This window comes from Rhizobium sp. NZLR1b (genome assembly GCF_019685155.1).
Classification (GTDB): Bacteria; Pseudomonadota; Alphaproteobacteria; order Rhizobiales; family Rhizobiaceae; genus Rhizobium.
On record NZ_JABDWC010000011.1, the window covers coordinates 27792 to 41129 of the forward strand.

The window sequence follows — 13338 nt, forward strand, 5'->3', positions numbered from 1 at the left end:
AACCGCTCACACTTTTCGGCATCATGCTCTGGGGGACAAGCATGACGCCTGAAGATAGGATTCATGCCCTTGGCATCTGGCAGGGCCCAATCGAGATTTCGCCGATATCCGGCGGCATTACCAACCGGAATTACCTAGTCAGCGATGCCGTGGCGCGCTGCGTGGTGAGGCTCGGCACCGATATTCCGATCCACCACATCAACAGGCAGAACGAGCTTGCCGCAAGCCGTGCGGCCCATGCCGCCGGCATATCGCCCGCTGTCATCCACCATTCGCCCGGCGTGCTGGTGCTCGAATATATCGAGGCACGGGCGCTTTCACCGGAGGATGTCAGGACACCGGAAATGCTGACCCGGATCGTCCCCTTGGTCCGTGCCTGCCACTGCGATATCGCCAGGCATTTCCGTGGTCAGGCAATGATCTTCTGGGTCTTCCACGTCATTCGCGACTACGCCGCCAATCTGAAGGCGTCGGGCAGCGCCTATCTCCCGCTGCTGTCGGCGCTGATCGGCAAGACCGAGACGCTGGAAGCAGCGGCAGGGCCGTTCGAGATCGCCTTCGGCCACAATGACCTGCTGGCCGCCAACTTTCTTGATGACGGCAAGCGGCTCTGGCTGATCGACTGGGACTATGCCGGCTTCAACACGCCGCTGTTCGACCTCGGCGGACTGGCCTCGAACAACGAACTCCCTGATGCGGCCGAGCGCATGATGCTGGAGATCTATTTCGACCGGCCGCTGACCGATGACCTCAGCCGGCGCTATGGCGCGATGAAATGCGCCTCGCTGCTGCGCGAGACGCTCTGGAGCATGATTTCGGAAATCCATTCCACCATCGATTTCGACTATTCCGGCTATACGGCCGAAAATCTCGCGCGCTTCGAACGCGCCTATCAAGCTTTTGAGCAGGACAATAAATGACGAAGGAATTACCGAAGACGGCAAAAGCCGTTGTCATCGGCGGCGGTATCATCGGCTGCTCGACGGCCTATCATCTCGGCAAACTCGGCTGGACCGATACCGTCCTCTTGGAGCGCAAGAAGCTCACCTCGGGAACCACTTTCCATGCCGCCGGCCTCGTTGGCCAGTTGCGCACCAGCGCCAACATCACCCAGCTTCTCGGTTATTCCGTCGATCTCTACAAGCGGCTGGAGCAGGAAACCGGCCTCGGCACCGGCTGGAAGATGAATGGCGGCCTACGGCTTGCCTGCAACGAGGAGCGCTGGACGGAGGTCAGACGCCAGGCGACCACCGCCCATTCCTTCGGCTTGGAAATGCAATTGCTGACGCCGCAGGAAGCCTTCGATCTCTGGCCGTTGATGACGGTCGATGATCTGGTCGGGGCCGCTTTCCTTCCCACCGACGGCCAGGCCAATCCCTCCGACATTACTCAGGCGCTGGCGAAAGGCGCCCGCATGTCTGGTGTTTCGATCTTCGAGGATACCGAAGTTCTCGATCTCGAGATCGACAACGGAAGGATCCGCGCCGTCGTCACGGCGCAGGGGCGCATCGAATGCGAGCGCGTCGTCGTCTGCGCCGGCCAATGGACGCGCACCTTCGCTGCCCGTTTCGGCGTCAATGTGCCGCTGGTCTCCGTCGAGCATCAATACATCATCACCGAATCCTTCGGCGTGCCTTCCAATCTGCCGACGCTGCGCGATCCCGATCGCCTGACCTATTACAAGGAGGAGGTCGGCGGCATCGTCATGGGCGGCTACGAGCCGAACCCCATTGCCTGGGCGAAAGACGGGATCCCCGAAGGTTTCCACTACACGCTGCTGGACAGTAATTTCGACCACTTCGAGCCGATCATGGAACAGGCGCTCGGCCGCGTTCCGGCGCTGGAGAATGTCGGCGTCAAACAGCTGCTGAACGGCCCGGAAAGCTTCACGCCGGATGGCAATTTCATTCTCGGCGAGGCGCCGGAGCTGAAGAATTTCTTCGTCGGCGCCGGCTTCAACGCCTTCGGCATCGCCTCGGCCGGCGGCGCCGGCATGGCGCTTGCCGAATGGGTGACGAAAGGTGAGCCGCCCTACGATCTCTGGCCGGTCGACATCCGCCGTTTCGGCCGCCCGCATTTCGATACCGACTGGGTGCGCACGCGCACGCTCGAAGCCTATGGCAAGCACTACACCATGGCCTGGCCGTTCGAGGAGCATTCGAGCGGCCGCCCCTGCCGCAAATCGCCGCTCTATGACCGGCTGAAGGCGCAGGGCGCCTGTTTCGGTGAAAAGCTCGGCTGGGAGCGGCCGAACTGGTTTGCCGATCTTTTCGCCAACGAGGAGCCGAAGGATGTCTATAGCTATGGCCGCCAGAACTGGTTTGCCGCCGTCGGCCGCGAGCACAAGGCAGTGCGCGAGGCGGCCGTCATCTTCGACCAAACCTCATTCGCCAAATTCGTGCTGAAGGGCAGGGATGCCGAGGCGGCACTCTCCTGGATCGCCTCCAACGATGTCGCAAGGCCTGTGGGATCGCTCGTCTACACGCAAATGCTGAACGACAAGGGCGGCATCGAATGCGACGTGACGGTCGCCCGCATCGCCGAGGACGAATATTACATCGTCACCGGCACCGGGTTCGCCACCCATGACTTCAATTGGATCGCACGCAATATTCCGGCGGAGATGCATGCCGAACTGGTCGACGTCACCTCAGCCTATTCCGTGCTGTCGCTGATGGGGCCGAATGCCCGCGCCGTGCTGGAAAAGGTGACCGGCAGCGACGTCTCGAATGCGGCCTTTCCCTTCGGCAAGGTCAGAACCGTCGGCATATCGGGTTGCCCGGTGCGGGCGCTGCGCATCACCTATGTCGGCGAACTCGGCTATGAACTGCATATCCCGATTGAATATGCCACCACGGTCTATGACGTGTTGATGGCCGCCGGCGCCGAGCTCGGCCTCGTCAATGCCGGCTACCGCGCCATCGAGAGCTGCCGCCTGGAAAAGGGTTATCGCGCCTGGGGGTCCGATATCGGTCCCGACCATACGCCGGTCGAAGCCGGCCTCGGCTGGGCGGTGAAGATCAAGAAGAACATTGCCTTCCGCGGCCGTGAGGCGATCGCGCGGCAGCTGGCGGATGGGGTGAAGAAGCGCCTCGCCTGCTTCGTTCCCGACGATCCCGATACCGTGCTGCTCGGCCGCGAAACGATCTATCGCGACGGTAAGCGCGTCGGCTGGCTGTCGAGCGGCGGCTTCGGTTATACGCTCGGCAAGCCGATCGGCTACGGTTATGTCCGCAGCCCCGACGGCGTCACGGAGGATTTCATCCTCTCCGGCACTTATGAGCTCGATGTCGCGCGGGAGCGCATCCCCTGCAAGGTGTCGCTGGCGCCGCTCTACGATCCCGATATGACGCGGGTGAAGGCGTGACGGGTCGAATTCCTGTGCGCTCGAGCGTTCCGAGAGGGCGCGCCCTCTCCTATGTCGGAAAGGCTCAAAATAGCGGCAACCGATCGTCCTGGATCAGGATCTCCAGCTTGTCCGACACATCCTGCGTCCAAGCCCGGTGTCCGGTCAAAGCCGCCGGGAAAAGTCCGGGAAGGGTGAAAAGCGCCGCCGAAATCGCCGGGCCGGTGCGCGGGACATCGGCGATCAAAGCGACAATTTCCTGAGCACGGGGATCGCGTAGTTCGTAGCGATCGCCGTTGCCGTGTTCGCCGATCGCATAGCGCATCCATGCCGCAACGGCGATGGCGTAGGTTTCAGCCCTGTCGCCATGCGCCAGCGCCTCGCTTGCCGGTTCCAGTAGCCGCTGCGGCAGTTTCTGCGTGCCGTCCATGGCGATCTGATAGGTTCGATGGGCGATCGCCTTGTTTGCAAAGCGGGCTATCAATTCATTGGCATAGTCGTCGAGATCGATGCCGGGAACCGGATCGAGCGTTCTCGCCGCCGCATGCATATGGCGGTAGGCAAGGGCTGCCAAGGCTTCATCATCCATCACGTCGCGGATGAATTCATAGCCGCCGATATAACCGAGGTAGGCGAGCAGCGAGTGGGCGCCGTTCAGCATCCTGAGCTTCATCTTCTCATAGGCCGAGACGTCTTCGACCATCAGTGCGCCGCGCACCTTTTCCCAGGCCGGCCGGCCATTGGCGAAATGGTCTTCGATGACCCATTGCGTAAAGGGCTCCGTCTCGATCGCCGCCAAATCGGTGCGGCCCGTCAGCCGCTCGGCATCGGCATAGGTCGCGTCGGTGCTCGCCGGCGTGATGCGGTCGACCATCGTCGACGGGAAGGGCACATTCGCTTCGATCCAGGTATGCAGATCGGCATCGATGCGGGAGGTGAATTCGAGCACGAGGCGTTTCAGAACGGCGCCGTTGCTCGGCAGGTTGTCGCAGCTCAGCGGCGTAAAGGGGGCTATTCCCTTCTGCCGGCGGCGTGCAAGGCCTTCCACCAGATAGCCGATGACGCCGCGCGGCGCATGCCGGTTGGCGAGGTCGGCGACGATATCGGGATGTTTGAGGTCGAGGCCGCCGGTTGCCGGATTGAAACCATAGGCCTTTTCCGTCACCGTCATGCTGACGATGCGGATCGCGGGATCTTCGAGCCGCGCCAGCAGGCCGGCTGGATCGCGCGGCGCCACATGCGCCTTCAGGATCGAACCGATCACCTCAGCCGTCGTGCCCGATGTATCGCGGATCAGCGTCGTATAGAGCCCATTCTGGGCGCTCAGATTGTCGGCGACATCAGGCGTGCGCAAGCTTGCCACCTCGATACCCCAGTCGTCGCCTGCGGCTGCAAGCGCACCATCCGTAAACGGCGCAAAATGCGCGCGGAAAAACGCGCCAGGCCCCAGATGCAGAATGCCGCTTTTCAGCTGGCTGCGGTCATAGGCCGGAAGCTTCGCCGTCGGGGCGAGGCCGGAAAGGGTCTGCAGTCGTTCGGTCACAGCTTGTAGGCCTTCTTTGCATTGCCATAGGAGAGTTCGCCTGCAACGATCTCGGCTTCCCTCTTGGAAATCCGATGCTCGGCGGCGAGCCCAGCGAGGAAGCCGCAGACTTCGCGGCGCCAGACGTCATGCCGCGCCGGGATTGAAAGCAGCGCCCGCGTATCGTCGTTGAAGCCGGCCATATTGGCGAAACCTGCTGTTTCCACCACCTGGTCGAGATAGCGGCGAATGCCGAGCGGGCTGTCGTGGAACCACCAGGGTGGGCCGATCATCAGGCAGGGCCAGTGGCCAACCATTGGCGCCATCTCGCGCGCATAGGTCGTTTCGTCGAGCGTGAACAGCAGCACCCGCAGGCCCGGCGCATGGCCGTATTTCGAAAGCAGCGCATCCAGGCCGCCGACCCAATCCGTGGGTTTCGGGATATCGGCGCCCATATTCGGGCCGCGCGTCGCAAAGAGCCCGCGGTCGGTATTGCGTCTCGAGCCGGCATGGATCTGCATCACCATGCCGTCTTCGGCCGAAAGCCCGGCCATTTCGGTCATCATCTGGCCGCGGAAGAGCTCGGCCTCTTCTGGCGAAAGCGGGCCCCTCAGCGCCTTGTCGAGCAGCGCCTGTTTTTCCGCAACCGGCAGATCAGCGGTGAAGGCCGTGGGTACACCGTGATCGGTTGCGGTAGCGCCGAACTGGCGGAAATAGGCGCGTCGGCGCCGATGCGCCTCGATCAGTCCGTCCCAGCGCGTCACCTCAGTGCCGGTGATCTCGCCGAATTTGACCATGTTGTCGCGGAAGCCGACGGCTTCTGGATCGGTGACGCTGTCCGGCCGGTAGGTGGTGCGCACCTTGCCGATCCAGCCGTCCGCCGCCAGCTTCTGGTGATGCACAAGCGGGTCGAGCGCGCCGTCCGTGGTCGCGATCGTTTCGATCCCGAATCGCTGATGCAGCGCCCGCGGACGGAATTCGGGAAGGGCGAGCTGGGCATTGATATGGTCGTAGAGCGCATTGGCATTGTCAGGTGTCAGCGGCTCGGTGCAGCCGAGCACGGCCGACATCGCGTGATCGACCCAGAGGCTCGAAGGCGTTCCGCGGAAGAGGTGATAATGCGCGGCAAAGGTCCGCCAGATCGCCCGTCCCGCAGCCACCGGCTTGCCATCGAGTCGCGGCACACCGAGCTCATCCAAGGTGACGCCGACGCTGTGCAGCATCCGGAAGAGATAGTGATCGGGAATGACCAGCAGCGAGGCGGCGTCTTCGAAGGGCTTGTCGTCGGCGAACCAGGCGGGTTCGGTGTGCCCGTGCGGGCTGACGATTGGAAGATTGCGCACCGTCTCGTAGAGATCTCGCGCAATGGTCCGTGTTGCCGGATCGGCCGGAAAGAGCCGGTCCGGATGAAGAAAGCCGTTTCCTGCATCCATCAGTATTCCTCCCTGATGGATAAGGGCCTACCCCACAACATCAGGCACGGCAAGGTCTTTTGGTAACCAAACGGTACAGTTTGGCGCATCGCTCCGCCAGCCATCGAAAGCATTGACGCGCTGGCCTATTTCCGCTTTGGGAGAACCATCTATTCTGCCGGTTTCGGCAAAGGAGGATCGATGTCCGACGAGACGAACCGCATCACCCGGCTGGAGGAAATGCTGGCCCATCAGGCAAAAACGATTGAGGAGCTTTCCGATCAGCTGACCGAGCAATGGAAGATCGTGGAGCAGATGCGCACCAAGCTCGACCGGCTGACGGAACGTTTCCTGTCGCTCGAGGAGCAGTCGCTGGACGCGCCGGCAATTACCCGCCCGCCGCATTATTGACGGCGCGCTGCCGGTACGCGGCGGATACCGCGTGCCGGATTTCCTTGGCTGGCTGATCAGACGCCGCCGATGCAGAGATATTTCATTTCGAGATAATCGTCGGCGCCGTGCCGCGAGCCCTCGCGGCCAAGGCCCGATTGTTTGATGCCGCCAAAGGGCGCGGTCTCGGACGACATGATGCCGGTATTGATGCCGATCATGCCGTATTCCAGTGCTTCCGCCACGCGCCAGACCTTCTTCAGATCGCCGGCATAGAAATAGGCGGCCAGGCCGAATTCCGTGTCATTGGCCTCAGCTATGACATCCTCGACCGTCTCGAAGCGGAAGAGCGGCGCCACCGGGCCAAACGTTTCTTCGCGGGCCACCTTCATGCCGCGGGCGACGCCGGTCAGCACCGTCGGCGTGAAAAAGGTGCCGGCGCTGTCGATGCGCTTGCCGCCGGTCAGCACCTTGGCGCCCTTTGCAAGCGCGTCGCCGACATGGTCTTCCACCTTGGCAAGACCCTGCTCGTCGATCAGCGGCCCGATCATGACGCCCGGCTTGAATCCGTCGCCGACCGACATTTCGGCGACCTTCGCAGCAAGCTTGGCCGCAAAGGCGTCATAGACGTTCGACTGAATGTAGAGGCGGTTGGCGCAGACGCAAGTCTGGCCGGCATTGCGATATTTGGAGGCGATCGCGCCCTCGACGGCGGCGTCGAGATCGGCATCGTCGAAGACGATGAAGGGCGCGTTGCCGCCGAGCTCCAGGCTCACCTTCTTGATCTGGTCGGCGCACTGCCGCATCAGGATGCGGCCGACCTCCGTCGAGCCGGTGAAGCTGATCTTGCGCACCTTGTCATTGCCGCAGAGCTCGCGGCCGATCGCCGGGCCGTCGACGCCGACGACGAGGTTGAAGACGCCGGCCGGAATACCCGCCTGTTCGGCGAGCACGGCAAGCGCAATTGCCGTCAGCGGCGTCTGCTCGGCGGGCTTCGACACCACCGTGCAGCCGACGGCAAGTGCCGGCGCTATCTTGCGGGTGATCATCGCTGCCGGGAAATTCCACGGCGTGATCGTGCCGACGACGCCGACCGGCTGCCTGATGACGATCATCCGTTTGTCGTCGGAAGGCGCGGGGATCGTCTCGCCGTAGATGCGCTTGGCCTCTTCGGCATACCATTCGATATAGGCGGCGGCATAAAGGATCTCACCGCGCGCTTCCGGGAAGGGCTTGCCCATTTCGGCGGTCAGGATCGCGGCGAGCGCGTCGGCATTGGCGACCATCAGGTCGAACCATTTGCGCAGGATGGCGCTGCGCTCCTTGGCCGGACGGGCAGCCCAGCCCGGCTGGGCGGTATGCGCCGCATCGATCGCCGCCCGCGTTTCTTCAGTACCCATATCGGGCAGCGAGGCGAGCAGCTCGCCCGTTGCCGGGTTGAGCACGTCGAAGGTCTTTGCGGTATCGCCTGATGTCCAGACGCCGTTGATATAGCCGGCAGCGCGCAGGAAGGGCGAAGAGAAGGGAACGTGTCTGGTCAGGGCGGTGGTAAAAGCCATCTCATATCTCCTTGGGAGCGGCCGCCGGTTGCCGACGGCCGTCGAAATCCGGTTCCTGTCGCGTCACTTGGTCGAACTCGCTTCCAGCATCGAGGCCTCGAGAATGTCGAGCGCCTCGCCGAAAACCTCATCCTGGATGGTGATCGGCGCGAGGAAACGGATGACGTTGCCATGGATGCCGCAGGTGAGCAGGATCAGGCACTTGTCGAGCGCGATCAGCCGCACCCGATTGGCGAATTCCGCACTTGGCAATCCCGTCGTCCGGTCGTTGAATTCGACGGCGTTCATGAAGCCCGGTCCGCGGATATCGACGATCTCGGGCACCGTCTCGCGCAGCGATTCCAGCCGCTGCTTCAGCCGTCCGCCAAGCTGGTTGGCGCGGCCGCAGAGATCTTCGTCCTTGATGACGTCAAGCACGGCGTGGGCGGCAGCGATCCCGAGCGGATTGCCGCCATAGGTGCCGCCGAGCCCGCCCGGTCCCGGCGCATCCATGATTTCGGCGCGGCCGGTGACGGCGGCGAGCGGAAAGCCGCCAGCAAGGCTCTTTGCCATCGTCGTCAGGTCCGGCGCCACCTCGTGATGATCCATTGCGAACATCCTGCCGGTGCGGGCAAAACCGGTCTGCACCTCGTCGGCGATCAAGAGGATGCCGTGCTGGTCGCAGAGTTCGCGCAACGCCTTCATGAAGGCGGCGGGTGCGGAGTAGAAACCGCCTTCGCCCTGCACCGGCTCGATGATGATGGCGGCGACGCGCTGCGGATCAACATCGGCGGCGAAAAGCTTCTTCAGGGCTGCGAGCGACTGATCGGCGGTGACGCCGTGCAGCTCGACCGGGAAAGGAATATGGAACACATCGCCGGGCATTGCGCCGAAGCCCACCTTGTAGGGCACCACCTTGCCGGTCAGCGCCATGCCCATGAAAGTGCGGCCATGGAAGCCGCCGCCGAAGGCGATGACGGCCGAGCGTCCGGTGGCGGCACGCGCGATCTTGACGGCGTTCTCGACCGCTTCGGCACCCGTCGTAACAAAAATCGTCTTCTTCTCGAAATCACCAGGCAGCAGCACGTTCAGCCGTTCGGCGAGGTGCACGTAGCTTTCGTAGGGCACCACCTGATGGCAGGTATGGGTGAAGCGGTCGAGCTGATCCTTGACTGCGGCGATCACCCGCGGATGGCGGTGGCCGGTGTTGAGAACGGCGATGCCAGCGGCGAAATCGATGTAGCGGCGGCCTTCCTTGTCCCAGATCTCGGCATTTTCTGCGCGATCGGCATAAATCTGGGTCGTCATGCCGACGCCGCGGGAGATGGCGGCGTTCTTCCGGTCGGTAAGGCTTGTCGCGTTCATCGGATGTGCTCCTGCGCTGAAAGGGGGGCTGGAATTATCTTGCAGAAGTTCTGCAAGCTATGTAGAAAACTCCTACATTTTTCCTGCAAGAAAACAAGCGGGATTTTTTGCTTCAAACATCACGCGTTTTGATGAATGCTCGCAGCGATTGGAATCGGGATGTTTCTGGATGAACGATAGCGGACCTGTGCGCTACAAGGTGGCGGAGGCCGCAAGGCTGGCGGGCGTTTCGGCCTCGACGCTGCGCCTCTGGGAAAGCCAGGGCCTTTTGGTTCCTGGCCGTTCGGAAACCGGCCATCGGCAATACAGCGCCGACGATGTGGCGCGGTTGAAGCGCATCTCTTGGTTTCGTGTCGAGCGTGGCCTCAATCCCGCGGCAATCCGTGAGGCGTTGGAAGGGGAGGAGCCTCCGGCCGATGGTGCGGAGGCAAGCCAGGGCGCCGGCCTTGGCCGCAAGCTGCGCAGCCTGCGCCATGCCGCGGGCAAGACGCTCGATCAGGTGGCTGGCGACATCGGCATCACCGCTTCGACGCTCTCGACGCTGGAGCGCACTTCGCAGGGCGTGAGCTTCAAGACCCTACATGACCTCGCCGAGTATTATGGCACTACCGTCTCGCGCCTTTCAGGCGAGGAAAGCGAGGAGGGATCGGCTGTGGTGCGTGCCGGGGCGTGGCGCACCTGGCCTGAAACAACGCCTGGAGTCGCGGTGCAGTTGCTCGCCGAAGGCCGCAGGATGATGGATTGTCATCGTTTCGTGCTGGCGCCGGGGGCGGCCAGCGAGGGCGCCTATCGTCACGAGGGCGAGGAATTCATGCATGTCCTGGCCGGCCGGCTCGAACTGGTGCTCGATAGCGATCAGTTTTTCGATCTCGGTCCGGGCGATTCGCTCTATTTCGAAAGCCGCCGCTATCATTCCTGGCGCAACCGCCACGACGGCGAAACCGTGCTTCTCTGGATCAACACGCCGCCGACATTCTGAGCTGCCCGCAGCAGGAAAGCGGTTTCGCCTTTTCTGCCTTTGCGCTATAGCGCTACTGCATAATTCCTTAGATCGGCATCAATTTAAGGATAAAATTATTCAGCACTTCAAAGTGCTACAGCGTCCTTTGCGCGTCTGAAATGTCGCGCAAAGGACGCTGTAGGGGATACGTTCGAACGAAAGATTGTCTCATGGCCGCCACCATACGTTATCACGAAGGCGATATTTCCGCGGCCGATGCCGCCCGTTACACCGGCGCAATCGCCATCGACACCGAAACGCTCGGCTTGGTGCCGCGCCGGGATCGGCTCTGCGTCGTCCAGCTTTCGCCGGGTAACGGCACCGCCGACGTCATCCGTATCGCCGCCGGCCAGAAAGAGGCCCCCAATCTCGTCGCCCTGCTCGAAGATCCCACCCATCAGAAGATCTTTCATTACGGCCGCTTCGATATTGCCGTGCTCTTCCATACTTTCGGCGTCACGACGACGCCGGTGTTCTGCACCAAGATCGCCTCGCGCCTGATCCGGACCTATACCGATCGCCACGGGCTCAAGGATAATCTCAAGGAGATGCTCGACGTTGATGTCTCCAAGGCGCAGCAATCTTCCGATTGGGCGGCCGAGCCGCTATCTCAAGCCCAGCTCGAATATGCCGCGTCCGATGTGCTCTATCTGCACGCGTTGCGCGACAAGCTGACGGAACGCCTGCTTCGCGACGGCCGGTTCGACCATGCGACGGCCTGCTTTGCATTCCTGCCGACCCGCGCCAAGCTCGACCTGCTCGGCTGGGAAGAGGCCGATATCTTCGCCCACAGCTGATTAAATTGCCTGCGACACGCAGACAGACAAAGGCCGTGGACTGGCGTGTCCGCGGCGTTAGCGATTCGTTAACGCCTCTTTCCTAAAATTCCCATTAATGTTTATGCATTTCGATGACGCGGCTATTGCGTCATGCGGACAGGAGGATCTGCTGGGATGCAAGGGGGCCGGATGAGCGCGGTCCTTTTATAGAGCCTGCTTTCATCGTCACTTTGCGAAAGGAGCATGCCATGTTGACTCCCGTTCGTGCAGCGTCCAATGCAAGCTTTTCGTCCCAAGGCCAGACTGCGGCGATCGTCGCCGGCGGCCTCGGCCGTTCTGTGATTGCGCCGGCGCCTGTCAATCCCGTCGAAGCCGCCGACCTGAATTCCGCCATTGCCGGCAAGCTCAATATCCTGCTCCTTGCCGCGCGTGAGCGCATGGTCGAAGCCCTTTTCGATGCCATCGATGCCGCCGGCCGCGCGATCTCGCTGGATCGCGGCGAGGACGAGACCAATCTTGCCTTCGCCTCCCGGCTCGCCGATGCCATCCAGCGGCTGCCGGCTCTCAGGATCGACGAGGTCGAGCGCCAATTCACCGCAGAGGGCCATAGCCTGCCGCTCCGGATGATCGCCGCAGCCCTGAAGAACCCCACAGGCCCGGAAGCAGCCCGCATCGTCGCCTATCTGGAAATCGTCCGCTACAAGGATCGCGATCTCGCCGCCCGCGCCGTCGTCCGCTCCTACGGCCAGAACGACGCTTCGCCGATGCGCGCCGAAGCTCGTCCTGAGATCCAACTTCATGAGGATCGTGGGTCTGCCGCCACGCGCCAGCCGGCAGACAAGCTATCCGCGCCGGCCAGTTTGCTGATCGAGGCCGCGGCTCTGGCGACCGCCGAGGAAGTGGTCGTCGCCGAGGCCGTGGACGCAGAAGATCCGGAAACGCAGCAGCCTCAAAACCGGGCTCAGTCCGCGTCGGCGGCGGCAAGCGAGGTCGCCCCGGAAAAATCCGCGCCGCAGGAGATCGAAGCCGCGCCGGCCTTGCCGACCGAAGCCACAGCGACCGAGGACGCGCGGGAAACGCCGGAGGCGTCTGCCATCCAGCCTCGCGCGGTGTTGGAAAAGGGCGATCCCGTCATTCCCAGGAACTGGGCAGGAATTGTCGCTTCGATGACCGAAGAGGTCTCCGCGATGATTGTCACCATCATCGGCGAGCAGGATATTGAAGCCGTCGTGGAGGATGGTCCCGTCGAGGCGGCCGTTGAGATCGATGTGATCCTCGACGAAGCCGTCATCAGCGATGCGACCGAAACCTTGACCAGGCAGCCGGCGGAGTTCGCAGCACCGGATGCGCGCCAGTCCGCAGCGCTTCACCCTTCGCCGATGGATACCGAGATCGTGACTGCGGCTGCCCGTCAGCCGAAAGAGATCGCCGCGCCACCGCCAATGATGCCGATTTCCGAGACGGCCGAGGCGTCCTATCTGCCGCTGGCCGCAAGAATGCCGGAGGGGCTTGCCTATACGCAGCTGCCTTATCAGTTCGCCAAGGATGTTCCGTCGAACGAGAAGGCCGGTGAAACGAGCCACCAGCATCAGCACCACCACGATGGGGCACCGCCAGACCAGCAGCAGGAGGATCAGCAGCAGGCGCAATCGGGCAGCGGGGATGCCACGCCCGATCTGGAAGCTGCCAACGCGGCACCTGAGCGCAGGACGCCGAGGATGATTGATTCCGAGCCGACGCCACATCAGCCAGGCGCGGCCGAAGACCCTGTTTATGCGCTCTATCAGCGCATGGTCGGCTGGGAATAAATTTCCATAATCCAAGTCATCAGGAAGCGTGCAGCGGTTCCGGGATAACGAAATGCATAAAAACCAAGGACCAAAGCGCCGCGCTGGATCAACTTTGATGCGACGCGCTCTAGCCCGAAAATGAAGAACCCGCCGGATCGCTCCGGCGGGTTCTTCAATTCAAAAGGCGGATGCGAGG

General features: G+C 62.5%; 10 protein-coding genes. 6 read left to right on the plus strand and 4 right to left on the minus strand.

Annotation, left to right across the window (positions count from 1 at the left end):
• Positions 1–41 precede the first annotated feature (41 nt).
• A complete protein-coding gene (locus HJB84_RS17225; RefSeq protein WP_207582386.1) occupies positions 42–920 on the plus strand; it encodes a phosphotransferase in 879 nt (292 codons plus the stop codon).
• Entirely contained in the window at positions 917–3367 is a 2451-nt protein-coding gene (locus HJB84_RS17230) for an FAD-dependent oxidoreductase (RefSeq protein ID WP_221116453.1), read from the plus strand. Before HJB84_RS17225 ends, HJB84_RS17230 begins: the two co-directional genes overlap by 4 nt.
• A gap of 64 nt (positions 3368–3431) precedes the next feature.
• On the opposite strand, the gene HJB84_RS17235 is transcribed toward HJB84_RS17230, so the two are convergent.
• Together HJB84_RS17235 and uxaC are read right to left on the minus strand one after the other, a co-directional pair.
• Entirely contained in the window at positions 3432–4889 is a 1458-nt protein-coding gene (locus HJB84_RS17235) for a mannitol dehydrogenase family protein (protein ID WP_221116454.1), read from the minus strand.
• Positions 4886–6301: a glucuronate isomerase gene (gene uxaC, locus HJB84_RS17240; RefSeq protein ID WP_221116455.1), complete on the minus strand. Its 1416-nt coding sequence runs from the start codon at positions 6299–6301 to the stop codon at positions 4886–4888. The genes HJB84_RS17235 and uxaC overlap by 4 nt, the downstream gene beginning before the upstream one ends.
• 180 nt (positions 6302–6481) lie before the next feature.
• Here uxaC and HJB84_RS17245 point away from each other — a divergent pair, with 180 nt between their 5' ends.
• Positions 6482–6691 carry a SlyX family protein gene (locus tag HJB84_RS17245; RefSeq protein ID WP_164016000.1) on the plus strand — a complete coding sequence of 70 codons (210 nt, stop codon included), beginning with the start codon at positions 6482–6484 and terminating at the stop codon, positions 6689–6691.
• Positions 6692–6747: 56 nt separating this feature from the next.
• Here the strand turns inward: HJB84_RS17245 and HJB84_RS17250 are convergent, their stop codons facing one another.
• Together HJB84_RS17250 and HJB84_RS17255 are read right to left on the minus strand one after the other, a co-directional pair.
• Entirely contained in the window at positions 6748–8229 is a 1482-nt protein-coding gene (locus HJB84_RS17250; protein ID WP_221116456.1) for an NAD-dependent succinate-semialdehyde dehydrogenase, read from the minus strand.
• Positions 8230–8292: 63 nt separating this feature from the next.
• Positions 8293–9573: a 4-aminobutyrate--2-oxoglutarate transaminase gene (locus HJB84_RS17255; protein WP_221116457.1), complete on the minus strand. Its 1281-nt coding sequence runs from the start codon at positions 9571–9573 to the stop codon at positions 8293–8295.
• Positions 9574–9742: 169 nt separating this feature from the next.
• Between HJB84_RS17255 and HJB84_RS17260 the strand changes: the two genes are divergently transcribed.
• From HJB84_RS17260 to HJB84_RS17270, 3 genes are all read left to right on the plus strand, one after another.
• On the plus strand, positions 9743–10552 hold the full coding sequence (locus HJB84_RS17260) for a MerR family transcriptional regulator (protein ID WP_221116459.1): 810 nt from the start codon (positions 9743–9745) through the stop codon (positions 10550–10552).
• Positions 10553–10743: 191 nt separating this feature from the next.
• Positions 10744–11370, plus strand: a complete 627-nt coding sequence (locus HJB84_RS17265; RefSeq protein ID WP_221116461.1) for a ribonuclease D — start codon at positions 10744–10746, stop codon at positions 11368–11370.
• A 230-nt stretch (positions 11371–11600) separates the two neighbouring features.
• A complete protein-coding gene (locus HJB84_RS17270) occupies positions 11601–13160 on the plus strand; it encodes a hypothetical protein (protein ID WP_207582394.1) in 1560 nt (519 codons plus the stop codon).
• Positions 13161–13338 lie beyond the last annotated feature (178 nt).

Bases quoted from the DNA above. Each gene is read 5' to 3' on its own strand.
- HJB84_RS17270 (WP_207582394.1), top strand. From the start codon at position 11,601: ATGTTGACTCCCGTTCGTGCAGCGTCCAATGCAAGCTTTTCGTCCCAA.
- HJB84_RS17230 (WP_221116453.1), top strand. From the start codon at position 917: ATGACGAAGGAATTACCGAAGACGGCAAAAGCCGTTGTCATCGGCGGC.
- HJB84_RS17260 (WP_221116459.1), top strand. From the start codon at position 9,743: ATGAACGATAGCGGACCTGTGCGCTACAAGGTGGCGGAGGCCGCAAGG.
- HJB84_RS17255 (WP_221116457.1), bottom strand. From the start codon at position 9,573: ATGAACGCGACAAGCCTTACCGACCGGAAGAACGCCGCCATCTCCCGC.
- HJB84_RS17250 (WP_221116456.1), bottom strand. From the start codon at position 8,229: ATGGCTTTTACCACCGCCCTGACCAGACACGTTCCCTTCTCTTCGCCC.
- HJB84_RS17265 (WP_221116461.1), top strand. From the start codon at position 10,744: ATGGCCGCCACCATACGTTATCACGAAGGCGATATTTCCGCGGCCGAT.
- uxaC (WP_221116455.1), bottom strand. From the start codon at position 6,301: ATGGATGCAGGAAACGGCTTTCTTCATCCGGACCGGCTCTTTCCGGCC.
- HJB84_RS17225 (WP_207582386.1), top strand. From the start codon at position 42: ATGACGCCTGAAGATAGGATTCATGCCCTTGGCATCTGGCAGGGCCCA.
- HJB84_RS17245 (WP_164016000.1), top strand. From the start codon at position 6,482: ATGTCCGACGAGACGAACCGCATCACCCGGCTGGAGGAAATGCTGGCC.